Source organism: Microtetraspora fusca (genome assembly GCF_001570365.1).
GTDB lineage: Bacteria > Actinomycetota > Actinomycetes > Streptosporangiales > Streptosporangiaceae > Microtetraspora > Microtetraspora fusca.
Genome location: NZ_BBYK01000046.1, coordinates 162,371 through 187,555, shown reverse-complemented (window position 1 = coordinate 187,555; position 25,185 = coordinate 162,371). Strand labels below are relative to the sequence as shown.

The 25,185-nt window shown below is 70.9% G+C and carries 25 protein-coding genes; 19 read left to right on the top strand and 6 right to left on the bottom strand.

What is annotated here, in order from left to right; all coding sequences use genetic code 11:
* Window positions 1-36 precede the first annotated feature (36 nt).
* The 4 genes from icmA (at window position 37) to AWQ68_RS16220 (ending at window position 5,197) form a co-directional block, all read left to right on the top strand.
* Window positions 37-1,710, top strand: a complete 1,674-nt coding sequence (gene icmA, locus AWQ68_RS16235; protein ID WP_066941185.1) for a coenzyme B12-dependent isobutyryl-CoA mutase large subunit — start codon at window positions 37-39, stop codon at window positions 1,708-1,710.
* 124 nt (window positions 1,711-1,834) lie between these two features.
* The gene (locus AWQ68_RS16230; protein ID WP_066941183.1) at window positions 1,835-2,755 is read left to right on the top strand and encodes a tetratricopeptide repeat protein; all 921 of its coding nucleotides are present in this window, start codon (window positions 1,835-1,837) and stop codon (window positions 2,753-2,755) included.
* Between the two features lie 342 nt (window positions 2,756-3,097).
* Window positions 3,098-4,507, top strand: a complete 1,410-nt coding sequence (locus tag AWQ68_RS16225) for an NAD-dependent malic enzyme (RefSeq protein WP_066941182.1) — start codon at window positions 3,098-3,100, stop codon at window positions 4,505-4,507.
* A 111-nt stretch (window positions 4,508-4,618) separates the two neighbouring features.
* Window positions 4,619-5,197, top strand: a complete 579-nt coding sequence (locus tag AWQ68_RS16220) for a YqgE/AlgH family protein (RefSeq protein ID WP_066941180.1) — start codon at window positions 4,619-4,621, stop codon at window positions 5,195-5,197.
* A 72-nt stretch (window positions 5,198-5,269) separates the two neighbouring features.
* On the opposite strand, the gene AWQ68_RS16215 is transcribed toward AWQ68_RS16220, so the two are convergent.
* Together AWQ68_RS16215 and AWQ68_RS16210 are read right to left on the bottom strand one after the other, a co-directional pair.
* Window positions 5,270-6,646, bottom strand: coding sequence for a cellulase family glycosylhydrolase (locus tag AWQ68_RS16215; protein WP_066941178.1), 1,377 nt, complete (start codon window positions 6,644-6,646; stop codon window positions 5,270-5,272).
* Between the two features lie 196 nt (window positions 6,647-6,842).
* Entirely contained in the window at window positions 6,843-7,451 is a 609-nt protein-coding gene (locus AWQ68_RS16210; protein ID WP_066941329.1) for a TetR family transcriptional regulator, read from the bottom strand.
* A 125-nt stretch (window positions 7,452-7,576) separates the two neighbouring features.
* On the opposite strand from AWQ68_RS16210, the gene AWQ68_RS16205 reads away from it, so the two are divergent.
* From AWQ68_RS16205 to AWQ68_RS16185, 5 genes are all read left to right on the top strand, one after another.
* Complete coding sequence (locus AWQ68_RS16205; protein ID WP_066941176.1) at window positions 7,577-9,142, top strand: DHA2 family efflux MFS transporter permease subunit; 1,566 nt, start codon at window positions 7,577-7,579, stop codon at window positions 9,140-9,142.
* 95 nt (window positions 9,143-9,237) lie between these two features.
* On the top strand, window positions 9,238-9,489 hold the full coding sequence (locus AWQ68_RS16200) for a DUF3039 domain-containing protein (protein ID WP_066941174.1): 252 nt from the start codon (window positions 9,238-9,240) through the stop codon (window positions 9,487-9,489).
* A gap of 252 nt (window positions 9,490-9,741) precedes the next feature.
* Window positions 9,742-10,488, top strand: coding sequence for a zinc metalloprotease (locus tag AWQ68_RS16195; protein WP_245655942.1), 747 nt, complete (start codon window positions 9,742-9,744; stop codon window positions 10,486-10,488).
* 102 nt (window positions 10,489-10,590) lie between these two features.
* Window positions 10,591-11,403: a hypothetical protein gene (locus tag AWQ68_RS16190; RefSeq protein WP_066941172.1), complete on the top strand. Its 813-nt coding sequence runs from the start codon at window positions 10,591-10,593 to the stop codon at window positions 11,401-11,403.
* A 308-nt stretch (window positions 11,404-11,711) separates the two neighbouring features.
* On the top strand, window positions 11,712-13,463 hold the full coding sequence (locus tag AWQ68_RS16185) for a DEAD/DEAH box helicase (RefSeq protein WP_245655941.1): 1,752 nt from the start codon (window positions 11,712-11,714) through the stop codon (window positions 13,461-13,463).
* 118 nt (window positions 13,464-13,581) lie between these two features.
* On the opposite strand, the gene AWQ68_RS16180 is transcribed toward AWQ68_RS16185, so the two are convergent.
* The 3 genes from AWQ68_RS16180 to AWQ68_RS16170 form a co-directional block, all read right to left on the bottom strand.
* Window positions 13,582-14,181 (bottom strand): hypothetical protein, encoded by a 600-nt coding sequence (locus tag AWQ68_RS16180; protein ID WP_157545347.1) that lies wholly within the window; start codon window positions 14,179-14,181, stop codon window positions 13,582-13,584.
* 321 nt (window positions 14,182-14,502) lie between these two features.
* The gene (locus AWQ68_RS16175; RefSeq protein ID WP_066941168.1) at window positions 14,503-15,075 is read right to left on the bottom strand and encodes a nicotinamidase; all 573 of its coding nucleotides are present in this window, start codon (window positions 15,073-15,075) and stop codon (window positions 14,503-14,505) included.
* A gap of 65 nt (window positions 15,076-15,140) precedes the next feature.
* Window positions 15,141-16,418 (bottom strand): nicotinate phosphoribosyltransferase, encoded by a 1,278-nt coding sequence (locus AWQ68_RS16170; protein ID WP_066941167.1) that lies wholly within the window; start codon window positions 16,416-16,418, stop codon window positions 15,141-15,143.
* A gap of 62 nt (window positions 16,419-16,480) precedes the next feature.
* Between AWQ68_RS16170 and clpS the strand changes: the two genes are divergently transcribed.
* From clpS to AWQ68_RS16145, 5 genes are all read left to right on the top strand, one after another.
* Complete coding sequence (gene clpS / locus AWQ68_RS16165) at window positions 16,481-16,750, top strand: ATP-dependent Clp protease adapter ClpS (RefSeq protein WP_373281525.1); 270 nt, start codon at window positions 16,481-16,483, stop codon at window positions 16,748-16,750.
* 88 nt (window positions 16,751-16,838) lie between these two features.
* On the top strand, window positions 16,839-17,363 hold the full coding sequence (locus AWQ68_RS16160; RefSeq protein WP_066941163.1) for a DUF2017 domain-containing protein: 525 nt from the start codon (window positions 16,839-16,841) through the stop codon (window positions 17,361-17,363).
* 4 nt (window positions 17,364-17,367) lie between these two features.
* Window positions 17,368-17,784, top strand: coding sequence for a M67 family metallopeptidase (locus AWQ68_RS16155; protein ID WP_066941161.1), 417 nt, complete (start codon window positions 17,368-17,370; stop codon window positions 17,782-17,784).
* 234 nt (window positions 17,785-18,018) lie between these two features.
* Window positions 18,019-18,297, top strand: coding sequence for a MoaD/ThiS family protein (locus AWQ68_RS16150; RefSeq protein WP_066941159.1), 279 nt, complete (start codon window positions 18,019-18,021; stop codon window positions 18,295-18,297).
* A 17-nt stretch (window positions 18,298-18,314) separates the two neighbouring features.
* Window positions 18,315-19,262, top strand: a complete 948-nt coding sequence (locus AWQ68_RS16145; protein WP_066941157.1) for a PLP-dependent cysteine synthase family protein — start codon at window positions 18,315-18,317, stop codon at window positions 19,260-19,262.
* A gap of 140 nt (window positions 19,263-19,402) precedes the next feature.
* Here the strand turns inward: AWQ68_RS16145 and AWQ68_RS16140 are convergent, their stop codons facing one another.
* Complete coding sequence (locus AWQ68_RS16140; RefSeq protein ID WP_066941155.1) at window positions 19,403-21,013, bottom strand: DUF3352 domain-containing protein; 1,611 nt, start codon at window positions 21,011-21,013, stop codon at window positions 19,403-19,405.
* Window positions 21,014-21,167: 154 nt separating this feature from the next.
* On the opposite strand from AWQ68_RS16140, the gene AWQ68_RS16135 reads away from it, so the two are divergent.
* The 5 genes from AWQ68_RS16135 to AWQ68_RS16115 all read left to right on the top strand — a co-directional run bounded on the left by AWQ68_RS16135 (window position 21,168) and on the right by AWQ68_RS16115 (window position 25,104).
* Entirely contained in the window at window positions 21,168-21,962 is a 795-nt protein-coding gene (locus AWQ68_RS16135) for a thioesterase family protein (protein WP_066941154.1), read from the top strand.
* A 99-nt stretch (window positions 21,963-22,061) separates the two neighbouring features.
* Complete coding sequence (murI, locus tag AWQ68_RS16130; RefSeq protein ID WP_066941152.1) at window positions 22,062-22,976, top strand: glutamate racemase; 915 nt, start codon at window positions 22,062-22,064, stop codon at window positions 22,974-22,976.
* A complete protein-coding gene (locus tag AWQ68_RS16125; protein WP_066941150.1) occupies window positions 22,973-23,725 on the top strand; it encodes an MBL fold metallo-hydrolase in 753 nt (250 codons plus the stop codon). The genes murI and AWQ68_RS16125 overlap by 4 nt, the downstream gene beginning before the upstream one ends.
* A gap of 5 nt (window positions 23,726-23,730) precedes the next feature.
* Window positions 23,731-24,447: a ribonuclease PH gene (gene rph / locus AWQ68_RS16120; protein WP_066941325.1), complete on the top strand. Its 717-nt coding sequence runs from the start codon at window positions 23,731-23,733 to the stop codon at window positions 24,445-24,447.
* A 48-nt stretch (window positions 24,448-24,495) separates the two neighbouring features.
* Window positions 24,496-25,104, top strand: a complete 609-nt coding sequence (locus AWQ68_RS16115; protein ID WP_066941148.1) for an XTP/dITP diphosphatase — start codon at window positions 24,496-24,498, stop codon at window positions 25,102-25,104.
* Window positions 25,105-25,185 lie beyond the last annotated feature (81 nt).

The following is a 25,185-nucleotide window of genomic DNA, read 5'->3' as shown; positions in this document are numbered from 1 at the left end:
AGGACGTCCTAGTATTTTTCTGATGGGGGTGGGGACATGAACGCGGACGAGATCGAGGCCGGACGCGCCCGCTGGCAGGCGCGGTACGACGCGGCGATGGCACGCGGCCCCCGGAAGGAGCACCGGACGCTGTCCGGGCTGGAAGTGGCGCCCGTCTACGGGCCGGAGGGCGACGACCCCAGGTTCGAGCGCGTCGGCTGGCCGGGGGAGTACCCCTACACCCGAGGTCTGTACGCCACCGGATACCGGGGGCGCCCCTGGACGATCCGGCAGTTCGCCGGGTTCGGCAACGCGCGCCAGACCAACGAGCGCTACAAGATGATCCTCCGCAACGGCGGGGGCGGCCTCTCCGTGGCCTTCGACATGCCGACCCTGATGGGCCGCGACTCCGACGACCCACACGCCCTCGGTGAGGTGGGCCACTGCGGGGTCGCCGTCGACTCCGCGGCCGACATGGACGTGCTCTTCGACGGCATCCCGCTGGGCGAGGTGACCACCTCGATGACGATCAGCGGCCCCGCCGTACCGATCTTCTGCATGTACCTGGTCGCGGCCGAGCGCCAGGGCGTCCCCGCAGCGCGGCTGAACGGGACGCTGCAGACCGACATCTTCAAGGAGTACATCGCGCAGAAGGAGTGGCTGTTCCCGCCCCAGCCCCACCTGCGGCTGATCGGCGACCTGATGGAGTACTGCGTGGCCGAGATCCCGGCGTACAAGCCGCTGTCGGTCTCCGGCTACCACATCAGGGAGGCCGGGGCGACGGCCGCGCAGGAGCTGGCCTTCACGCTCGCCGACGGCTTCGGATACGTCGAGCTCGGGCTCTCGCGCGGGCTCGACGTGGACGTCTTCGCCCCCGGGCTGTCGTTCTTCTTCGACGCGCACATCGACTTCTTCGAGGAGATCGCGAAGTTCCGGGCCGCGCGCCGCATCTGGGCCCGCTGGATGCGCGACGTGTACGGCGCCCGCACAGAGAAGGCCCGGTGGCTGCGGTTCCACACCCAGACGGCCGGCGTCTCGCTCACCGCCCAGCAGCCGGACAACAACATCGTCCGTACGGCGATCGAGGCGCTCGCCGCGGTCCTCGGCGGCACCAACTCGCTGCACACGAACGCGCTGGACGAGGTGCTCGCGCTGCCCTCGGAGAAGGCCGCCGAGATCGCGCTGCGCACCCAGCAGGTGATCATGGAGGAGACCGAGGTCGTCAACGTCGTCGATCCGCTGGGCGGCTCGTGGTACGTGGAGGCGCTCACCGACCGCCTGGAGGCCGAAGCCGAGGCCATCTTCACGAAAATTCGGGATATGGGCGGCGACGGCACGATGACGTCCGGCATCCTGCGCGGGATCGAGGACGGCTGGTTCACGACCGAGATCGCCGAGTCCGCCTTCGACTACCAGCGCAAGCTGGAGAAGGGCGACAAGAAGATCGTCGGCGTGAACTGCCACACGTCCACGGTCGAGCAGCCGCTGGAGATCCTGCGGATCAGCCACGAGGTCGAGCGGGAGCAGCACCGCACCCTCGCGGCCCGCCGTGCCGTACGCGACCGGGCCGCCCTGGACGGCGCTCTCGCCGCCCTCGTCGCCGCCGCCCGGTCGGACCGGAACGTGATCCCGCCCATGCTGGACGCCGTACGGGCCGAGGCCACGCTCGGTGAGATCTGCGACGCCCTCCGGGAGGAATGGGGCACCTACTCCGAGCCCGCCCGCTTCTGACGCGGTTCCCGCCGCCCGCGACAGAGCCGTCGTGGGGCAGTTCAGCGCTGGGCGGAGCCGCCGGGCGCGGCGAGGGACCCGGGTTGGCATGGAACAGCCGCGCGCGTACGGCAGGATTGGACTTATGGCAGCGGACTTCACACGACCTGGATCGCTCTACGGCGCCGTGGACCTCGGCGCGCGCAAGCAGGCTCTGGAAGCGCAGGCGCGGCGTGAGGCCGCCGCGCGTAACCCGGACGCGGCGGCGGCCACCGTCGTCGAGGTCACCGCGGCGACCTTCACCGCCGACGTCGTCGAACGCTCGATGAGCGTTCCCGTGATCGTCGAGGCCACCGTGCCACGCGCCGAGCAGGTCCAGCAGTTCAGCCAGACGCTGGAGAAGCTGGCGGCGGAGGCGGGCGGCGCGTGGATCCTGGCCCGCGCGGACGTCGAGGCCAGCCCGGAGCTGGCGCAGGCGCTGCGGATGCGCGCCGTGCCGACCGTTTATCTGGCCGTCCAGGGGCAGCTCATGCCCCTGTTCGAGGGCCCGCTCCCCGAGGCGCAGCTGCGTCAGGCGCTCACCCAGGTGTTCGAGCAGCTCGGCGTCGAGCTGGCCGCCCCGGGCGGGGCGGAGGAGCCGGCGGAGCCGCCGCTCGACCCGGACCTGGCCGCCGCGGACGACGCGGTGGAGAAGGGCGACCTGGACGCCGCCCAGGCCGCGTTCGAGCGGCTCCTCGCCCGGGAGCCCGGAAACCCGGAGGCGAAGATCGGTCTCGCGGGCGTGGGGCTGGTGCGCCGCACGCAGGGCCTCGACCCGGCGGACGTGCTGGGCCGGGCCGCCGAGCAGCCCGGCGACGTCGCCCTCCAGACGCAGGCGGCCGACCTGGAGATGCTGGCCGGCGACGTGGACGCCGCCTTCGACCGGCTCGTCGGCGTCGTACGGCGCAGCGCCGGAGACGACCGGGACCGGGTCAGGACGCACCTGCTCGGCCTGTTCGACACGCTGCCCGCCGACGACCCGTCCGTCTCCAAGGCGCGGCGCAACCTGGCGAGCGCGCTCTTCTGACCCACGGGCGGCCCGTGCCGACTCCGGCACGGGCCGAGAGCGGCGGCACCGCGCAGGCCGCATCGAGCGGCCTGCGCCGAACGCGTGCTACGCGCGTGTCCAACGCGGCCCTGTCGCGAGCAGGTCCTGCTGTCCGGACGTGACCCCGGCCGGGACGCTCCGCGCGGAAGTCTTCGCCGCGACGATTCCGCGACGTCGTGTCTTCTGAGAAGCAGATGCATTCCGCCGGGAGCTGTAATGTGTGGGCACTGGTGCGTCCCCGGCGCCGTCACGGACCGACAACGTCACGGTCTCCGGAGACGCGCATGCGCAGACAGCACATGACAACAGGAGCGTATTCACGTGGCCACCGTGCCGAGCGTCTCGTACTCGATCACCGTTCGTCTTGAGGTGCCGGCAGGCGGCAAGGCCGTCAGTCTCCTCACCCACGCGGTGGAGAGCGCCGGTGGTGTGATCACCGCGCTCGACGTCAGCACGGCCGGTCACGAGAAGCTCCGCATCGACGTGACCTGCGCCGCGAGGGACACCGATCACGCACAGGCCCTCGTCGACGCCCTCGGCACGGTCGAGGACGTCGCCATTCACAAGGTGTCCGACCGCACCTTCCTCATGCACCTCGGCGGCAAGATCGAGATGCAGTCGAAGGTCCCGCTGCGCAACCGCGACGAGCTCTCCATGGCGTACACGCCGGGTGTGGCGCGGGTCAGCATGGCCATCGCGCGCAACCCCGAGGACGCCCGCCGGCTCACCATCAAGCGCAACTCGGTGGCCGTGGTCACCGACGGCTCGGCCGTCCTCGGCCTCGGCAACATCGGCCCGGCCGCGGCGCTGCCGGTGATGGAGGGCAAGGCGGCGCTGTTCAAGCGGTTCGCGGGCATCGACGCCTGGCCGCTCTGCCTCGACACCCAGGACGTCGACGAGATCGTGCGCACCGTCCAGCTGATCGCCCCCGGCTTCGGCGGCATCAACCTGGAGGACATCTCCGCGCCGCGCTGCTTCGAGGTCGAGCGTCGGCTGCGTGAGCTCCTCGACATCCCGGTCTTCCACGACGACCAGCACGGCACCGCGATCTGCGTGCTCGCCGCGCTGACCAACGCGCTCAAGGTGGTCGGCAAGGAGATCGGCGACGTCCGCGTCACGCTCGCCGGAGCGGGTGCGGCCGGGACGGCGGTGCTGCGCCTGCTGCTCGCCGGCGGCGTGCGCCACGTGGTGGTCTGCGACTACCTCGGCGCCGTCCACAAGGGGCGCGACGACCTCGACGAGTCGCTGCGCTGGATCGCCGAGCACACCAACGCCGAGGGATACAGCGGCGACCTGCGCGGCGCGGTCAAGGGCGCCGACGTCTTCGTCGGCGTCTCCGCCCCCGGCATCCTCACCGGTGACGACATCGCGTCCATGGCCGAGGGCTCCGTGGTCTTCGCGCTCGCCAACCCCGAGCCGGAGGTCTCGCCCGACGACGCCCGGGAGCACGCGGCCGTGGTGGCGACCGGCAGGTCCGACTACCCGAACCAGATCAACAACGTGCTGGCCTTCCCCGGCGTCTTCCGCGGCCTGCTCGACGCCCAGGCCAACGTGGTCACCCCGGAGATGCTGCTCGCCGCCGCGAAGGCGCTCGCCGCCGTCGTGACGGACGAGGAGCTCGGCCCCAACTACATCATCCCGAGCGTCTTCCACCCCGACGTGGCGGGCGCGGTCGCCGCCGCCGTGCGGGAGTCGGCGGGCGGGCGGGCCCGCGGTTTCACGGAGGCCTGACCGGCTCCCGGCGGATCCGGCTCCCGGCGGGCACCGGATCCGCCGGGAAAGGCGAAGACGATGCCCGGGGCGGCGTGCGTGATTCCCGTCTTCTCCCTCATGATGGAGGGTATGGCGGAAGGGATCTACGTCGGCCGGCTGCTCGTCGCGACGCCACTGCTGGAAGACCCCAACTTCCGGCGCAGCGTCGTCCTCATCCTCGAGCACGACGAGAGCGGTGGGTCGCTCGGCGTCGTGCTCAACCGCCCGAGCGAGATCTCGGTGACGCAGGTGCTCCCTTCGTGGGACGCGCTGGTGACCGGTCCCTCCGTGCTCTTCGAGGGCGGCCCGGTGCAGACCGACAGCGCGCTGGCGCTGGCCGCGGTGCAGAGCGGCGGCGAGCCGCTGGGCTGGCGCCGGCTGCAGTCGGGCCGGTCGCCCGCGTACCGGCTGGGCACCGTCGATCTCGACGCGCCGCCCGAGATCCTCGCCGGTGAGATCTCGCAGATGCGCATCTTCGCGGGGTACGCGGGCTGGACGGCGGGCCAGCTGCGCAACGAGGTCGAGGAAGGAGCCTGGTATGTCATCGACTCCGAGCCGGGCGACACCTTCCACTCCGACCCGACGGCGCTCTGGCGTGCCGTGCTGCGCCGCCAGCAGGGGGAGCTCTCCTTCGTGGCGACCTATCCCGACGACCCCGAACTGAACTGACCGCCGAGCCGTATTGGTGAACGCGCCAAGGCCGGGCGCGCGGGGAGCGCGCCCGGCGGATGGCCCGCTGGGTCAGGCGGCGGTGCAGCTGAGGGACGGCGTGCCGTTCGGGCCGTTCCACGAGCCGAGGAAGCCGAACGTCGTGCTCGCCCCGGCGCCCAGGCCGCCGTTGTAGCTCACGTTCTTCGCGGTCACGCCCGACCCGCTCGATGCGATCGTCGCGTTCCAGGACTGCGTCACGGTCTGGCCGTCGGCGTAGGTCCACTTCACGGTCCAGCCGCTGATCGCGGCGCCGCCCGCGGTCACCGTGACCTCGCCCTGGAAGCCGCCCTGCCACTGCCCGACCACGGTGTAGGTCGCGGAGCACGACTTCACGCCGGCGCTCGGAGAGGTCGACGGGCTCGGGGACGGTGAGGGGCTGGGGGAGCTCGACAGGCTCGCCGAGGGGGAGGGGCCGGGCGTGGCGCCGCTGTAGATCGTGGCCTCCTTCGCCGTCTCCCTGATGCCGTTCGCGCCGTTGAACAGGCGCTGTCCCCAGGAGGTGAGCTGGTTGACGTTGAAGTTCGTCACCTGGTCGAGGTACTCGACGCCGCCGCCGTTGCCGCTCCACGACCAGCCGAGGTAGCCGATGCCGCGCGCCTGTGCCTGCGCCATGATCGTGTCCTCGTCGGGGTCGCCGTCGGAGTGCAGGTTGCCGAACTCACCGATCACCAGCGGCAGCCCGGCCGTCTGGAACGCCTGCAGGTACGCGGTGATCTTGGCCGCCGTGTCGAAGGCGCCGTACATGTGGATGGAGAAGACGGTGTTCTTCTGCGGGTCGGCGGCGAAGACGGTCGCGGCGGTGTCCCGCATGACGAAGCCCCAGTCCTGGCCCCAGTGGGGCGCGTCGACCATGAGCATGTGCTGGAAGCCCGCCGCGCGCATCCGGCCGATCGCGTTGGACGTCGCGGCGGTCCACGCGGAGACGTTGTTGTTGCCGTACGGCTCGTTGCCGATGTTGATGATGACGTGGTTCTCCTGGCCGGTCAGGACGCTCTTGAGGCCGATCCAGTAGTCGACGGCCTGGTCCAGCGTGTAGGCGCCGCCCTGCTCGCCGTACCCGGTGGTGTCGTGGTTCTCCAGCACACAGATCAGCCGGTTCTGCTTGCAGAGGGCGATGACGTTGGAGACGTCGTTCGCGCTGTTGGCGGTCCATCGGCCGCCGCTCAGGACCACCCGTACGGTGTTGGCGCCGAGCGACTTGATCCCGGCGAAGGAGCCGGTCTGGTTCGGATACCACGTGTGGGCGTGGCTGGTGCCGCGCATGATGAACTGGCTGCCGCCGGCCTCGTAGATCTTCCCGCCGCTCACCCGGAGGCCCGCCGCGGCCTGCGCGGGCGCGGTGAAGGAGAGCAGCGAGATCAGGAGTGCGGCCAGGGCGGCGGCCGCGGCGGCGAATCGTTTACTCATGACCCACCTTCGGTCGTGTCCTATGGGAGCGCTCCCAGGACGATAGGCGCGGCCCCTGCGCCCGTACAGGCGACGCGGGGCCGAGGCCGGGACGACCGGAGGCTGACCAGCGGGATCGGGGCGGCCGCCGATGAACCGTACATTGATCGAATTCGGCTGAGGGGCGAGCCGGGACCGGGGGCCTTCGAGCGCCCGCTCAGCGGTCCCAGCCGGGACGCAGGCAGCGTTCGGCGATGGCGATGGTCCGCTCCATGCGTTCGAGCAGGGGCGCGGGATCATCCGGGCCGTGTTCCAGGCAGACCCGGTTGATCGTGGTGAGGACCGAGACCACGAACTGGGTGTGCAGGTCGTCCACGTCGGTGCCGCGACGGCGCGCCACCTCCTCGGTCAACCGCCGCTCGCTCTGCGCGATCATGCACATCTGGCCGGCGATCAGGGATGGGGTCTCCTTCATGAGCCGCCGCACCTTGACGAAGCGGTCGGCCTCGGCGGGGTCGCCGTCACGCACTGTGGCCAGGGTGGTGCGCATCGCCCGCATCACCGCCTGGTACGGTGACTCGTCCCCCGGCCGGGCGGCGAGCTCGCTCTCGAAGATCTCCTGGCCGTCGCGGCACGGGGAGAGTGCGACCTCCTCCTTGGAGGCGAAGTAGCGGAAGAAGGTCCGCGGCGAGACGTCCACGGCGGCCGCGATCTGGTCGACCGTCGTTATGTCGTACCCCTCTGCTAGGAACAGGTCGAGGGCGGCGTCGATCAGCGCGATCCGGGTCTTCTGCTTCTTGCGTTCCCGCAGACCCACGGTTGTCATCTTCACGAAACCCTCGCTTCATACTCTGTCAGATGGCACCATATGCCGGAAAAAAGCGTTTGTCATTTGTCATGGGGTGACATAAGTTACTCCGGTTGTCTTCTCTGGAATGGGGGATCTCGATCATGGCTCAGGTGTTAGCCGTACAACCAGACGCGCCCGCGGGGCGCGGCAAAGGCCATCCGTGGATGACGCTGCTCGCGGTCTCGCTGGGCGTCATCATGGTGATGCTCGACGGCACCGTGGTCTCGATCGCCAACCCCGTGATCCAGGCGGAACTGAAGGCGTCGCTCTCCGACCTCCAGTGGGTCACCAGTGGCTATCTGCTCGCGCTGGCGGTCTTCCTCATCACCGCCGGCAAGCTTGGCGACCTCTTCGGCCACAAGCGGGTCTTTCTGATCGGCGTGGCCGGCTTCGCGTTGACGTCGCTGGCGATCGGCCTCAGCGGCTCGGTCGGCGCGCTGATCGCGCTCCGCGTGCTGCAGGGCCTCTTCGGCGCGATGCTGCAGCCCGCCGCGCTCGCGCTGCTGCGCAGCGCCTTCCCGGGTGAGAAGCTCAACATGGCGATGGGCGCGTGGGGGGCGATCATCGGTCTGTCCAGCGCCGGCGGTCCGATCATCGGTGGCCTGCTCGTGGAGAACGTGAGCTGGCAGTCGGTCTTCTTCATCAACGTGCCCGTCGGCGTCGTCGCGCTCGCCGCCGGTCTGTGGGTGCTTCAGGAGAGCAAGGCGCAGACGCTGTCGCGGGTCGACTGGCTGGGCGTCGTGCTGCTGTCCGGCACGATGTTCTCGCTGGTGTGGTCGATCATCAAGGCCCCCGATTGGGGCTGGGGCGACCCCTGGACCATCGGGTTCCTCGCGGCCACCGTGGTGATCGGCGGGATCTTCCTGTTCTGGCAGTCCCGCGCGCCGGAGCCCCTGCTGCCGCTCAGCCTGTTCCGCAACATCTCGGTCTCCATCGGCACCGGTCTGATGATCATGGTGGCGTTCTCGATGTTCGGCGCCATGTTCTTCCTCACGTTCTTCTTCCAGGGCGTGCACGGGCTGTCCCCGATGGACTCCGGTCTGCGGATGCTGCCGATGAGCGCCGGCATGATCGTCGCGTCGCCGCTCGCGGGCGTCCTCATCGGGAAGCTCGGTCCGAAGATCACCATCGCGGGCGGCATGCTGGTCACCGCGGTCGCGATGTTCCTGATGTCCCGGCTGAGCATGGACGCCGCGTTCATCGACACGGCGATCCCGTTCGTCCTGCTCGCGTTCGGCCTCTCGCCGGTCTTCGTCGGCGCGACCGAGATCATCGTGGGCAACGCGCCTGAGGACCTCAGCGGCGTCGCCGGCGGTGTGCAGCAGTCGGCCATGCAGGTCGGCGGCGCGCTCGGCACCGCCATCCTGGGCGCCGTCGTGTCGTCGAAGGTGGCGGAGGTGTTCCTCAACAACATCGGTCCGGCCGCGTCGTCGATCCCGCCGAAGGATCTCACCCTTCTGGAGAAGGCCGCCGCCGTGGGCGTGGCCCCTCAGGGGCTTCCCGAGCCGATGGGCAGCCTCATCACCAAGGCGTCGCACCTGTCCTTCATGGAGGGTCTGCACCTCGGCTTCACCGTGAGCATGGGCGTCGCCGTCCTGGCCGCTCTCCTCGCCCTCTTCGTGAAGGCGGGCCGCAAGACGGAGGGCGCCCCCGTCCACGTGGGCTGACGCCGTCCCCTGTGGCGTTCACCCGCCCCGCCGGTCCTCCCTCTCCCGGGTGTGACCGGCGGGGCGGTTTCCTTTCCCGCGTAAAATCGGTACTCGTGAGCGACACGAAGATTCTTCCCGAGAGCGATGTCACTCCGAGGCTCTCGCACGGGGACGGCGACCACGAGCGGTTCTCGCACTACGCCGACAAGAACAAGATCACTGAAAGCATGGTGACCGGCACGCCGATCCGCGCCCTCTGCGGCAAGGTCTGGGTGCCCAGCCGGGATCCGAAGAAGTACCCCGTCTGCCCGGAATGCAAGGAGATCTACGAGGGGCTGCCCAAGGGAGAGCCCTCCGGCGAGTGAGTGTCGATCCGGGATGACCGCTCCCGGTGCGGCTAGCGTCAGCTGTCTGTCTGACCAGTCGTATCGGGGGAGCGAATGGCCCGGCGCGTGCTCGCCGTCTGTTTGGCATGTCTGTTCACGGTGTGCGGGTTTCCCGCCGAGAGCCGGGCCGGGGCCACCGGCGCCAGAGATGAGTGCCGGGCCCGACCGCACCACCACGCCCCCGCCAGACTGGCGGAGCCGCGCGCTCCGGACACCCGGCAGGTCCGCCGGATGTCCGCCGACCTTCGCCGCCGCCTGGTGCGGGTGAAGGCCGGGAGGCGGAGCGGGCATGCCCGGAAGGCCGTCGAGGTCATCACCGTGCCGCTGTGGGTGCACGTCATCAAGGACGGAGCGCTCGGCGCGCCGGACTCCGCGGTCCGTCGGCAGGTAGACGCGCTCAACGCCGCCTACGGCGGCAAGGTGGGCGGCGCCGACACCGGCTTCCGCTTCGAGCTCAAAGGCATCACCCACACCGCCAACTCCCAGTGGTTCCGCGATCCCGTCGCGAACGAGGATCCGATGAAGCGCAAGCTCCGGACCGGCGGGCCGGAGACGCTGAACCTCTACGTCGGCCAGCTCAGCCAGCTCGTTCTCGGATACGCCACGTACCCGTACTGGTACAAGGACGAGCCGCAGCTCGACGGCGTGGTGATCGACTGGCGCAGCATGCCCGGAGGGCCGCTGGTCAACTTCGACCGTGGCTACACCGCCGTGCACGAGATCGGCCATTGGTTCGGCCTGCTGCACACCTTCGAGAACGGCTGCGAGCCTCCGGGTGACTTCGTGGACGACACGCCTCCGGAGGCGTCGCCCAGCTCCGGTTGCCCCGGGCGCAGAGACTCATGCCCCTCCCCGGGCGAGGACCCGGTCCACAACTTCATGGACTACGGATACGACCGGTGCATGTACGAGTTCACCGCGGGACAGGCGGCCCGGATGCACGAGATGTGGGACGCCTACCGCCGGTCCCAGGGCTGAGCCTGTCGGCGGCGAATGTCGCGATTTCCGTTGACGGGCGGCCGCGGGCATGACTAACTCCTGATCAGCGCTCGTGCCGCCGGGCGCGGTTCAGGAGGCGCCGTGGACGAGGATTGGACGCGCCGGGTGTGGCCGCCCTCCGACCAGGACGACACCGTCCGGGCCGAGCCCTTGCGCGGCGGTGCCGTCCCGCCCGGTGCCGCCCCGGACGCCGCCGGAGGCGGTGTCGCCGGGCGTGCTGGGCAGGGCGCCGCCGTGGGGCGTCACGCCGTGCCGGGTGGCTTCCTTGACGACGACCCCGACGAGACCTTGCCACCGTCGGCCAGCCGGTACGGCACGCCGACCCCGCCGCCACGCCGCATGCCCCGCTGGATGGTGCGCCTCGTCGTCGGCACCCTCGCCTCGGCGGCGGCCGGCCTGGTGATCGGCGTGCTGGTCGTCACCGTCATGGGCGGCACGGGCGGCGCCCCCGCCGGCACGGTTCACGACCCGCTGGCCCGTGTCGCGTACGACCTGCCTCCCGGATGGCGGGAGGGCGTCGTCGCTCCGGTCACCGGGTTCACGTCGGTGGCCGTCCACGAGCAGGCCACGGTGATGGCCAGGCATGGCGAGCGGGCGGACCCGGCCGATCCCCGCCCGGCGGTGGTCTCCCTGACCGATATGTACGGCCGGCTGCTGCTCCGCGGCGACAAGATCGACGTGGTGGACGACAGGGCGGTGACCACAGGCTCCCGCCGGGGCTACACGCGTGCCCTGCGCGCGGAGTACCGGGACGCGGTGAACCAGCCCGCCTTCCTCCGCGTGACGTTGCTCGTGGACGCCGAGGGCACCACCACCGTGCTCCTGGGGCTCGCTCACCCCGACGAACCCGTTGCCCGCGCGGAGATCGACGCCGTCATGGGCGCCGTGCGCTGACGGATTTCCGGCCGTCCGGCATTCGGGCGGCCCCGAGCCCTGACCACGTAAGCGGCGTCCATTCGTGAACATCGCCCCACGGGGTGAAGGCCGCATCCCGGCCTCGCCGAGCAGGGGTGAAAGCCATGGATATCCGGAGGGTGTGAGGCATCTCTCAGTGCCGCGGGCGCAGTAGCACAGCGGGACAATCCCCGCCAGGATCTCGACGGGTCGGCACGTCTTGTCGGTCGGTCGGGCTACTCTGAGGTCACTGTGAGGGAGCGAACCGATAGATACAGCATTGTTCCAACGGGATGGGGGAGGCGTCGTTGAGCGTATCCGCCGCATCGCACCTCTCGCCCTCCTATCCCGACCGCGCCGCATGGGGCACCGCGCCCAAGCTGCGCGCCTGGCAGCAGGAGGCGTTCGACCTCTACTTCCGGCATGAGCCGAGGGATTTCCTCACCGTCGCGACGCCGGGCGCGGGAAAGACCACATACGCCCTGCGGATCGCCAGCGAACTGCTCTCGCGCGGCGTCATCAGGGCCGTGACCATCGTCACCCCCACCGAGCACCTCAAGCGGCAGTGGGCCGACGCCGCCGCTCGGGTCGGCATCGGCATCGACCCCGAGTTCAAGAACAGCCAGGGCGCCACCTCGCGCGACTACACCGGCGTCGCCATCACGTACGCCCAGGTCGCGATGCACCCGGCGTTGCACCGGGCGCGCACCGAGGCGCGCAAGACACTGGTCATCTTCGACGAGATCCACCACGCGGGCGACGCGAAGTCGTGGGGTGACGGCGTCCGAGAGGCGTTCGAGCCGGCCAGCAGGAGGCTGTCGCTGACCGGCACGCCGTTCCGTTCCGACGACAGCCCGATCCCTTTCGTCACGTACGTCGAAGACGGCGACGGCACGATGCGCAGCGCCTCCGACTACTCGTACGGATACGGCCCGGCGCTGCGCGACGGGGTCGTGCGCCCGGTCATCTTCCTCGCCTATTCCGGTGAGATGAAGTGGCGGACGCGGGCGGGCGACGAGATCGCCGCCACGCTCGGCACCCCGCTGACCAAGGACCAGCTCTCCCAGGCGTGGCGGGCCGCGCTCGACCCGAAGGGCGACTGGATCCGCCAGGTCATCCACGCGGCCGACCGGCGGCTCACCGAGGTGCGCCGAGGCGTCCCCGACGCCGGAGGGCTCGTGATCGCCTCCGATCACGAGTCGGCCCGCGCGTACGCCCGGCACATCAGGACGGTGACCGGCGAGGGCGCCACGATCGTGCTCTCCGACGACCCGGGCGCCTCCAAGAAGATCAAGGACTTCTCCGCCTCCCAGGCGCGCTGGCTGGTCGCGGTCCGCATGGTGTCCGAGGGTGTGGACATCCCCCGGCTCGCCGTCGGCGTCTACGCCACCAGCACCTCCACGCCGCTGTTCTTCGCGCAGGCGGTCGGGCGTTTCGTCCGGGCCCGCAAGCGGGGCGAGACGGCGTCCGTCTTCGTGCCCAGCGTTCCGGTCCTGATGGGCCTGGCCGCCGAGATGGAGGAGGAGCGCGACCACGTCCTGGGCCGTGCGCAGCCCGAGGACGGGCTGGACGACTCCCTGCTCGAACGCGCCCAGCAGGATCGCAAGCAGCCGGACGCGCTCGGGGACGAGTTGCCGTTCCAGACGCTGGAGGCGTCCGCGACGTTCGACCGGGTGCTGTTCGACGGCGGCGAGTTCGGCACCGCGGCCGCGCCCGGCTCTCCCGAGGAGGAGGACTTCATCGGCCTCCCCGGGCTGCTGGAGCCCGACCAGGTGGCGTCCCTGCTGCGCAGGCGGCAGGCCGACCAGCAGGCCGCCAAGCGGCGGAAGGGCGCCCAGGAGCCCGCGCCCGCCCTCGCCCCGCACGAGCAACTGCACGAGCTGCGTAAGGAGCTCAACGGCCTGGTCGGCGCGTGGAACCACCGCACCGGCCAGCCGCACGGCGTCATCCACGCGGAGCTGCGCCGCGCCTGCGGCGGTCCGGCGATCGCGCAGGCCTCGGCGGAGCAGATCAAGGAACGCATCGCCATGATCAGAAAGTGGGCCACCCAGCGGAGGTGAGCCCCCGCGCCTGATCACAGCAGGCGGTGGATCGGCTGTTCGGTGGGGCGGCACGACGCGGCCCCACCGGCATGCCGCCGTCCCGATGGCAAACCTCGGTGGCGGGCGGCAGGAGACGTCAGCTGTTTGACGGGCGCCTCTCCGGGATGCGGTCGCCGGTGCGGCCGTCGACGGCCAGGAGCCGGACGCCGGGGCGCAGCGGCGGCATGAGCGTCAGGTCGAGCGCCGCCCGTCCTTCGGCGACGTGCACGGGCAGCGTCCGGGACTGCCGTCCCTGGACGTCGTCGCCGCGCGCGGGCCCCTCGTCCAGCCAGATCCGCACCTGGCGGCCGGTGCGCCGGAAGGTCACCGTCGCCGTCCCGCACTGCTGGGGCGCCGCCGTCCAGTAGATCGTCATGCTCCGTACGCCTTCGTGGCTGCGGCGGGCCGGTCGTACGAACTCCGGGGCGGGGGTGCGGGCCGCGCAGGCGGGGGAGGCGGACGCGGACGGCGTGGGGGTGTGCGCCACGACGCTCCCGGACTCCCCGGCCATGCCGCGTGCGGACATCTCGTGCGGCGGCTGGTCCGTCCAGGCGACGGCCAGCGTGGCCGCCTCCAACGTCGCCAGCGTCAGTACTCCGGTCAGGCGGGCGAGCCTGGTCTGGTCGCGGCCGAAGAGCCGCCAGATGCAGATGGGAGTGAGGACGAGCCAGGACAGGCCGAGCAGAAACGCGAACATCGACGCCGCCAATCGCGAGGAGTTGTCACTCTACGTAACACACATCTCGCGCACCGTGTGGGGCATATTGAACATTCGCTCGCCGTTCCCGCCCGTACGCCCTGCGGAAAAGCCGGGAGAAAGGGCACCGCGACCCTCAGCGGCGTTCCGAGGGCTCGGGGGCGACGGCACGTCCTCAGGACGTCTTCCGGACGTCTCACGGACGTCCTCCACTCTCCACGTCGTCTCCTGGCACGTCTCCAGGACGTCCCGGGACGGCTTCGCCCGTCCTCGGGACGTCCCAAGACACCTCCGGGACGTCCCGCGGGCCGTGGGGGAGGGTCAGCGGCGCACGATCGGGGTTCCGGTGAGCCGCACGCCGGCCTTGGCCATCTCATCCAGCGCGGCCTCGGTCGTCTCCGGCGCCACCCCCGCGGTGAGGTCGAGCAGCACCTGTACGGCGAAGCCCTCGCACGTGCCGTCCACAGCGGTGGCCCGTACGCAGTGATCGGTGGCGATGCCGGCGATGTCCAGCGTGTCCACGCCACGCCGGCGGAGCCAGTCGGCCAGGGTGGTGCCGTCGTCGGCGACGCCCTCGAAGCCGCTGTAGGCGGCCGTGTGGGCCCCCTTGCTGAACACCTCCTCGACCGGGGCGATGTCGAGTGACGGGTGGAATCCCGCGCCCGCCGTGCCCGCGACGCAGTGGGCCGGCCAGGTGTCCACGTAGTCGGGCCGCTCGGCGAAGTGGGTCCCGGGGTCGATGTGGTAGTCGCGGGTCGCCACCACATGGTCGTAGCCATGTTGCCGTGCGTGCCGGCCGATCGCGGCGGCCACCTCGGCGCCGCCGTCCACCGCGAGGCTGCCGCCCTCGCAGAAATCGTTCTGCACGTCCACGATGATGAGCGCGGATTTCATGCGAAACAGACTAAATCGACCACGGGGGGACCGGCGTCGTCCTCATGCGCCGGTCCCCCCGGGGATCAACTGAAGATAGTAGGGATCGCGGGGTCTCCGGGGGAGAGGCTGTGTGCCATCGTCGGCAGCTCCGCCACCGTCGCGCGATGGCGCGCCCGCCCGTCCTCCAGCGGCTCGCGGCCCACGATCTCGCCGTCCCGGACGAGCTCCGCGAGCAGCGGCCGGTGCCCGCCCTCCTCCGGCTCGCCGGTGACGATCTCGGCCACGGCCGTGCCGTCCTCGACCGCGCGGTAGGCCCACTTTCGGCCGCCCCTGCTGGGCTTGCCGACCGACTGCTTGGCCACCGGACGCAGCACTCCGCCGGCGTCCTCGCGGGCGACCAGCTTGTAGACGAAGTTCGCCGTCGGGTGGCCGGAGCCGGTCACCACGGAGGTGCCCACGCCGTACCCGTCGACGGGGGCGGCGGCGAGCGCCGCGATGGCGAACTCGTCGAGGTCGCCGGTCACGACGATCCTGGTCCGGTTCGCGCCGAACGCGTCGAGGATCCGCCGCACGTCCAGGGCGACCTCGGCCAGGTCGCCGGAGTCGATCCGCACCGCGCCGAGGTCGGGTCCGGCCAGCTCGACCGCCGTGCGCACCGCCTTGGCCACGTCGTACGTGTCGACGAGGAGGGTCGTGCCGACGCCGAGCGAGTCGAGCTGGGCGCGGAACGCGTCCTCCTCGGAGTCGTGCAGCAGCGTGAACGCGTGCGCGGCGGTGCCCGCGGTCGGCACGCCGTACAGGTGCCCGGCCATCAGGTTCGAGGTGGAGCCGAAGCCGCACAGGTACGCGGCGCGGGCGGCGGCGACGGCGGCGAGCTCCTGGGTGCGGCGGGAGCCCATCTCGATGATCGGCCGCCGGCCGGCCGCCTGGACCATGCGGGAGGCGGCCGAGGCGACCGCGCAGTCGTGGTTGAGGATCGAAAGGATCACGGTCTCCAGCAGGACCGCCTCGGCGAACGTGCCCTCGACGACCAGGACGGGTGACCCGGGGAAGTAGGACTCGCCCTCGCGGTAGCCGTACACCTGGCCGGTGAAGCGGTATCCGGCGAGGAACTCCAGCGTGGGCTCGTCGACGACGCGGGCGGCGCGCAGGAACTCCAGCTCCTCGTCGCCGAACCGGAAGTTCTCCAACGCGTCGAGCACGCGGGCCGTCCCCGCGACCACTCCGTACCGCCGGCCTCCGGGCAGGCGACGGGCGAAGACCTCGAAGACCGCCCGGCGGTGCGCGGCTCCCCCGGCGAGGGCGGCCTGCAACATGGTCAGTTCGTAGTGGTCTGTGAGCAAGGCGCTGCTCATGGTCATCTGCACGTGTCGAGACTACGGCGGGTGTGGTGCAGGATGGTTACGTGGGTGCTACCGCTCCGATGGAGGTCCAGCGTCCGTCGTCGGACGTGCGGCCGGATCTGCCGTGGCTGACGATTGTCTGGAACGACCCGGTCAATCTCATGTCGTACGTCACATATGTCTTCCAGACGGTCTTCGGCTATCCACGCGAGAAGGCGGAGAAGCTGATGATGGACGTGCACCACAAGGGCAAGGCGGTGGTCGCCAACGGCAGCCGCGAGGAGATGGAGCGCGACGTCCAGATCCTGCACTCGTACGGCCTGTGGGCCACGGTCCAGCAGGACAGATGATGGGCGCGGCGCGTGCGGGGCGGCCCCGGAGGTGTCGGCTCGGTGGCGGGCGAGGAGTTCGTCCGCCGTACGGAGAACGGAGTGACGGGTGAGCACCGGCTTCACGCCCGCGGGTGAGGGTGTGTCGATCGCCCTCGACTCCGGAGAGGTGGCGGTCCTCACGTCGCTCGTCTCCCAGATCCTCACCCTGGTCGAGCCCGGAGTGACAGGGGAGGACCCGCTGGAGCGGGCGCTCGGCATCGGCTCGGGCGAGGTCCCCTCCGATCCCGTGCTCGCCCGGCTGTTCCCGTCGGCGTACGCCGAGGACGACAAGGCGTCGGAGGAGTTCCGGCGCTACACCGAGGCGACGCTGCGCGACGGCAAGCGGGCCGACGCGCGGACGTTGCTGGACACGGCCGAGCCCGGCGTGGTGAAACTCACCGCGGATCAGGGGCGGGCGTGGCTGCGCGCGCTCAACGACGTGCGGCTCGCGCTGGGCGTCCGGTTGGAGGTCACCGAGCAGATCCACGAGGAGATGGCGGAGATGCCGGAGGAGGATCCGCGCTACCCCGCCCTCGCGATCTACGAGTGGCTGACCTACCTCCAGGACACGCTCGTCCGTGCCCTATGGTGAGGCCATGCTGACCATCGCACGGGAACTGGTGGACAAGATCGTGGCCCACGCGCGGGCGGATCACCCGGACGAGGCGTGTGGCGTGATCGCCGGCCCGGTGGGCTCTGACCGGCCGGAACGGTTCATCCCGATGGAGAACGCCGAGCGCTCTCCGACGTTCTACCGGTTCGACTCCATGGAGCAGTTCCGGGTGTGGCGGGACATGGACGACAGGGACGAGGAGCCGGTCGTCATCTACCACTCCCACACAGCGACGGAGGCGTACCCCTCGCGCACGGACGTGGCGTACGCGTCCGAGCCGAACGCGCACTACGTGCTCGTCTCGACCGCCTCCGAGGACGACGTGGAGTTCCGCTCCTACCGGATCGTGGAGGGCGTCATAACCGAGGAGCCAGTCAAGATCGTGGAGGCGTACGGCTAGACTGGCGCCATGCCTTTTGATGACGTCCGCCCCGGGATGTCGTCGGCTGTCCTCCCGGGCCGAGTGTGTCCCGGATCTCCCGTGCAGAAGTTCCTCTTCGCGCACACCCCTTCTGTCGTCGTCTACGACTGTCGCTGAGTTCCGTTCCGTATCGGAATCGCCGCCTGCCCGCCTCCGTTCCAATGAGGTGGGCTGTTCACCATGACGACCACTGATCAAGGAGACTGACCCGCGATGGCCATCGAGATCCGCATCCCGACCATCCTCCGCACCTACACCGGCGGCGCCAAGGCCGTGGACGGCACGGGCGCCACCCTGGAAGAGGTGATCGGCGACCTCGAGTCGCGCCACCCGGGCCTGCGGGACCGCCTGGTGGACGACTCGGGGCTGCGCCGCTTCGTCAACGTGTACCTCAACGACGAGGACGTCCGGTTCCTCGGCGGGCTGAGCACGCCGGTCGCCGACGGCGACACGGTGACGGTGCTGCCCGCCGTCGCCGGCGGCGCCCGCTAGGCGAGAGCCGTACGAGCATGCGTTTCGACTCTCTGATCGACTCGGTCGGTCGCACGCCTCTGGTCGGCCTGCCGCGTCTGTCCCCCTCGGACGACGTGCGGATCTGGGCCAAGCTGGAGGACCGCAACCCGACCGGGTCGGTCAAGGACCGCCCCGCGCTGTGGATGGTCGAGCAGGCGGAGAAGGACGGCCTACTCACCCCCGGCTGCACCATCCTGGAGCCGACGTCCGGCAACACCGGCATCTCGCTGGCCATGGCCGCCCGGCTCAAGGGATACAAGCTGATCTGCGTCATGCCGGAGAACACCTCCGAGGAACGCCGCCAGCTCCTGCGCATGTGGGGCGCGGAGATCATCTCCTCGCCGGCGGCGGGCGGCTCCAACGAGGCGGTCCGGGTCGCCAAGGGGCTCGCCGCCGAGCATCCCGACTGGGTGATGCTCTACCAGTACGGCAACCCCGCCAACTGGCGCTCCCACTACGAGTCGACCGGGCCGGAGATCTTCGCCGACCTGCCGACGGTCACCCACTTCGTGGCGGGCCTGGGCACCACGGGCACGCTCATGGGCGTCGGGCGCTACCTGCGGGAGAAGGTGCCCGACATCAAGATCGTCGCGGCCGAGCCCCGGTACGGCGAGCTGGTCTACGGCCTGCGCAACGTGGACGAGGGGTTCGTCCCCGAGCTCTACGACGCCTCGGTGCTGACCACCCGGTTCTCGGTGACCTCGGCCGACGCGCTGCGCCGGACCCGGGAGCTGCTCGCGACCGAGGGGATCTTCGCCGGCATCTCCACCGGATGCGCCCTGCACGCCGCCCTCGGCATGGCGCGCAAGGCCGTACAGGAGGGGGAGCGGGCCGACATCGTGTTCATCGTGGCGGACGGCGGCTGGAAGTACCTGTCCACCGGCGCCTACGAGGGCACCCTCGACGAGGCGGAGGATCGGCTCGAAGGCCAGCTCTGGGCCTGAACCTTCTTCGCGCGGACTCGTGAGCGAGGGCCGGTTCCGATCGATCGGAACCGGCCCTCGGCGTTCCGGCCGGGCCGAGGAGCCCGAACCGAAAAGCGCCCCCGATGGACGGGGGCGCTTTCCGACGACTGGGGACGATGTCAGTTGAACAGGACGCGGAGCGTGAATCCGGCGTTCTCGCCGGAGATCCGGCCGCTGAGGCCCACCGCCCGCAGCACCTGGAGGTTGGCCCGCTCCTCGGGCCGCATGTCGTCGTCGAGGTAGAACTGCTCGAACCGGTCGAGGTCGGCGTACAGGCCGAACGTGGCGTTGTCGGCGCCGGGCACCGCCAGCTTGAACGTCTCGTCGTCGCCGAGGGCGCCACCGGTGGAGAGCGTCTTCGCGTAGTCCTCCGAGGTCGCCGCGGCCAGCTTGCCGTCCCCGTCGACCTTGACGAGCAGGGGCACGCCCTCGCCCTCGGTCACGGCCGACTCGATCTTGGCCAGGACCTCGCGCGCCTTGGCCGGGTCGGTCCGCAGCAACACGCCGACGTTCGGCTGGTCGCCGCTCAGGCCTTCACGATCCACCGCCACGGCGGTGCTCTCGCCGAGCAGCGTGACCAGGTCGTCCGGCAGCTTGATGCCGTACTTCTCGCCGGACTGGGTGAGGGAGCGCCCCTCAGGGGTCTTCTCCGCCGCCTGCCGCAGCTTCGCCCACTGGTCGCGCACGATGTCGCCCAGGCCGGAGACGCCGAACGCGGCGGCGGTGGTGGCGGGCAGCTCGCCCAGCTTGACGGGCACGGTCTCGGTCTCGGCCGACTTGAGGCCCGTGCCGCTGACGAACCCCGTCAGCTCGGCGTAATTGTCCCCGAACCTGAGGGCTCCGGTGACGCGGCCGTTCCGTACCAGCTCGGCCGCGTCCTGCGCCTCGCCTACGTTCTTGGCGATCGCGCCCAGGTCGGCCCAGAAGGACAGCACGCCGGGCTCGCCGAGCGCGTCCGTGTCGCCGGCGAACCGCTCGTTCTGCGACAGCGGCGCCGCCTTCGCGTACTGGTCGGCTTCCGCCTGGGTGCGCGCGAGGATCGCGTATCCGTCGCGGAAGGCGATGCCCGACCCGCTCTCCTTCGTGCCGGCGCCCAGCTTGTTCAGGCCCGCGCGCGCCGCGGACTCGTCCTTCACCTGGACGGCGAGCACGACGTTCTCGCCCGACCGGTCCTCCGATGTCTGGGGCAGCACGGCGAAGCCCACGCGGTCGCCCAGCCAGGGCTCGACGTCCTTGGCGTAGTCGACCGCGGCGAGGTCGCCGGCTTCCTCGCGGAACACCTTGAACAGAGCCTCGCGAGGATCGTCTCCCGAGAAGACGTCCTTGGTCACGGAGAACTTGCGCGCGATGCCGAACAGCGCCACCTTCTGGTTGGCCGCCGGGTCGAGGTCGAGCCGCAGATACGCCACGGCGTTGCCGGGAAGCACGTCGTGGGGCTGGGTGCCCCCGCCGCTGAGCACGCTCGCGGCCCACACGCCGCCTCCGCCGACGACGCCCACGAGCACCGCCGCGATCAGCGCGATGATCCAGCCTCGGCCGCGCTTGGCGGTGACCGGCGGGGTGGGTGGCGCGGACGGCGGCCCCAGCTCCTCCGGCTGCGGCCACTGCCGAGTGCGTCCGTCGTCGAAGGGCTGCTGCGAGTACGGCTGGGGCTGGGGCTGTGGTCTCCGGTGGGGGATCGTCCGATCGGGATCCTGCCCTTGGGGGAACGGTGGGATGTCGGCAGGCATGGCTCTCTCACATGTCCGGTGACAGTGGGCAATTCTCAACGTAAGCGGCAGCGGTAGCGAAACGCTTGCACTTCGCTTGACCCGCAACATGACGGTTATCGAGGAGCCGATAAACTGACCGTTACCAGAACAACATTCGGGAAGCGGGGGTGCGGTGACCAAGTTCGACGAGGCGACGCAGGCGATCAAGGTGGACGACACGACCTACGACGTCTGCCTGGACGGCGGATACGCCATCGGAGGCCCCCTGAACGGCGGTTACCTGATGGCGGTCATGCTGCGCGCGGTGACCGACTCCTCAACGCACCGGCACCCCGTCTCGACCTCGGCCCAGTTCCTCAAGCCCATCCCGCCCGGACCGGCCACGGTCAGGCTGGAGCGCCTCAAGACGGGCCGGACCGCCGCCATGACGCGCGCCACCCTCGTCAGGGACGGCGAGCGGTACATCGAGATGCAGGTCACCACGGCGACGCTGGACCCGCAGGCCGCGCCCCACTGGTCGGGCGCCCCCCAGGTCGCCATGCCCGATCTCGCCGACTGCCTGCGGCTCCCCCAGCCGAAGCCGGAGTCGAACATGACGCTCGGCGAGCAGGTGGAGCTGCGGTTCGACCCGAGCTCGATCGGCTGGCTGCGCGGCGCCCCGAGCGGGCGGCCCGAGTCGCGGGCGTACTTCCGGATGGTCGAGCCGCAGGATCCGGACCCGTACATCATCGCGCTCGCCGTGGACGCGCTGCCGCCCGTCGTGTTCTCCGCCGGCGGCCGGGGGTGGGCGCCGACCGTCGAGCTGACCTGGTACCTGCGGGCGCTGCCCGCGCCCGGCTGGCTGACCGTGCTCGGCAGCGGCAGGCTGGTCAGCGACGGCTGGTTCGACGAGGAGGTCGAGGTGTGGGACTCGGCCGGCCGCCTGGTCGCCCAGTCCCGTCAGCTCGCCCGCGTCGGCCGCGGCTGAGCCGCGGCCGCCCTCCCGGAGGCGGCCGCGAAACACCACCGGCGGTGTGAGCATTCTTACCCTCAGCGAATCGCCGCCGGTCCCCTAACCTTGGGACTCATGCCGGAGAACAGCAGGCCGATCGGGATCTTCGACAGCGGCGTGGGCGGCCTCACCGTCGCCCGCGCGATCATCGATCAGCTCCCGCACGAGCCCATCGTGTACGTGGCCGACACCGCGCGCCAGCCGTACGGGCCGAAGGCGATCGCCGAGGTCCGCAGGTACGCCCTGGAGGTCATGGACCACCTGGTCGAGCACGACGTCAAGATGCTCGTCATCGCCTGCAACAGCGCCAGCGCGGCCGTGCTGCGCGACGCGCGCGAGCGGTACGACGTACCGGTGATCGAGGTGATCCAGCCGGCCACCCGGCGGGCCGTACGCGCCACCCGCAACGGCAGGGTCGGGGTGATCGGCACGCGGGCCACGATCGCGTCGATGGCCTACCACGACGCGTTCGCCGCCGCCCCGGACGTCGAGCTGATCGGGGTGCCCGCGCCCCTGCTCGTCGACTTCGTCGAACGCGGCGAGACGATGAGCGACGAGCTCATCGAGGTGATCCGCGGCTATCTCAAGCCGATCCAGGACGCCGGCTGCGACACGCTGATCCTCGGCTGCACCCACTATCCGCTGCTCACCGGCGCGGTCTCGTACGTCGCCGGGGACGGCGTCACGCTCGTGTCCAGCGCCGAGGAGACGGCCAAGGACGTCTTCCGCATCCTGCACGACCGGGGGCTCGCCAGCCCGCCGGGGGAGCCGCCGCGGCACGTCTTCCGCGCGACGGGCGAGACCGCCCTGTTCGAGCAGCTCGGGCGGCGCTTCCTCGGCCCGGAGATCCAGGCGGTCGAGCTCGCGCCGGTCGGCGACGGCTCATCCGCCGGTTCAGGAGACGGTTCCGGAGACGGCTCGAGAGGCGGTCGGCCGGCCGCCTCCTCGGCTCCCGGCGGCGACGGCTCCGGCGAGGGGAGGGCCCGATGAAGGTCACGATCGTCGGCTGCGCCGGCAGCTTCCCCGGCCCGGACAGCCCCGCCTCCTGCTACCTGCTGGAGGCGGAGGGGTTCCGCCTGCTCCTGGACTTCGGCAGCGGCTCGCTCGGGGCGCTGCAGCGGCACACCGGCCTCTACGACGTGGACGCGGTCTGCCTCTCCCACCTGCACGCCGACCACTGCCTCGACCTGTGCGCGTACCACGTCGTGCGGACCTACTCCCCGGACGGCCCGCTGCCCAAGGTGCCGGTCCACGCCCCGGCCGACGCGTCCCGCCGGCTCAACGCCGCCTACGCGATGCCGGACGAGCCCGTCATGGAGAGATCCTTCGACTTCGTACGGCTCCAGCCCGGCACCCGGCGCATCGGCCCCTTCGAGGTGGTCGCCGCGCCCATGAACCACCCCGTCGAGACGTACGGCTTCCGCGTCTCCCACGGCGGGCGCTCCGTGGCGTACTCCGCGGACACCGGCGAGTCGGCGGAGCTCGTCACGCTGGCCCGCGACGTGGACCTGCTGCTGTGCGAGGCGTCCTTCGTCGAGGGGCCGGGAGAGCGGCCCGACATCCACCTCACCGGACGGCAGGCGGCCGAGCACGCGGCGCGGGCGGGGGCGCGGAGCCTCGTGCTGACCCATCTCGTGCCGTGGTACGACCCCGAGCGGGTGCTCGCCGACGCGGCCACGGGCGGCTACCGCGGACGGACCGAGTTGGCCCGAAGCGGTGCGGTATATGACCTAGGGTGAAGGTCATGGCTCGTGCAGACGGACGTCGACCCGATCAGCTTCGCCCCGTGACGATCACCAGGAACTGGCTCGCCCATGCCGAGGGTTCCGTGCTCGTCGAGTTCGGCGGGACCAAGGTGCTGTGCGCCGCGACGGTGGAGGCCGGCGTGCCGCGCTGGCGCAAGGGCAGCGGCCTCGGCTGGGTCACCGCCGAGTACGCCATGCTGCCCCGCTCGACCAACACGCGCAGCGACCGCGAGTCCGTCCGCGGCAAGATCGGCGGCCGGACGCACGAGATCTCCCGCCTGATCGGCCGCTCGCTGCGCGCCTGCGTGGACTACAAGGCGCTCGGGGAGAACTCCATCCTCCTCGACTGCGACGTGCTGCAGGCGGACGGCGGCACCCGCACCGCCGCCATCACCGGCGCCTACGTCGCGCTCGCCGACGCGATCGCCTGGATGCGCGCCAAGAAGATGTGTCCGGGCAACCCGCTGGTCACCTCGGTGGCCGCCGTCTCCGTCGGCGTCGTCGGCTCCGTGCCGATGCTCGACCTGTGCTACGTCGAGGACGTCAAGGCCGAGACCGACATGAACGTGGTGATGACCGGCAAGGGCGACTTCGTGGAGGTCCAGGGCACCGCCGAGGGCGTGCCGTTCGACCGCGCCGCGCTGGACGGCCTGCTCGACCTCGCCGCCGCCGGCTGCGCCGAGCTCACCCGCCTGCAGACCGAGGCGCTCGCCTGAGCCGCCCGTACGGCCCGGCCGCCCTTGGCCGGTAGCAAGGGAGAAAGAATGCACAAGGTCGTCCTGGCCACCCGAAACGCCGGGAAGGTCGCCGAGCTGCGCCGGATCCTGGCGGAGACCGGCGCGCCGATCGAGATCCTGGGGATGGACTCCTTCCCCGAGATCCCGGACACCGCAGAGACCGGCCTCACCTTCGCCGAGAACGCGCTGCTCAAGGCGCACGCCGTCGCCTCGCGTACCGGCCTGCCCGCGATCGCGGACGACTCCGGGATCTGCGTGGACGCGCTGAACGGCATGCCGGGCATCTTCTCCGCGCGGTGGGCGGGCGCCCACGGCGACGACAAGGCCAACCTCGACCTCCTGCTCGCCCAGGTCTCCGACGTGCCGGACGGGCGCCGCCAGGCGCAGTTCGCCTGCACCGCCGCGCTCGCGCTGCCGACCGGCGAGGAGCACGTCGTCGAAGGCGTGATCGGCGGGGTGCTGACCCGCGAGCCGCGCGGCACCGGCGGCTTCGGCTACGACCCGATCTTCGTGCCCGAGGGCGAGACCCGGACGACCGCCGAGTTGTCGCCCGAGGAGAAGAACGCGATCAGCCACCGCGGCCTGGCCTTCCGGGCGCTCGCCGCCGACCTGCCCGAGCTGCTGCGCACGCTCTGACCACCTCCTCGCTGACCACCTCCTCGTCGCTGATTTCCCCTCGGCCTCCCGGTCGTGGCCGCGGAGGCATACCGTCGGACG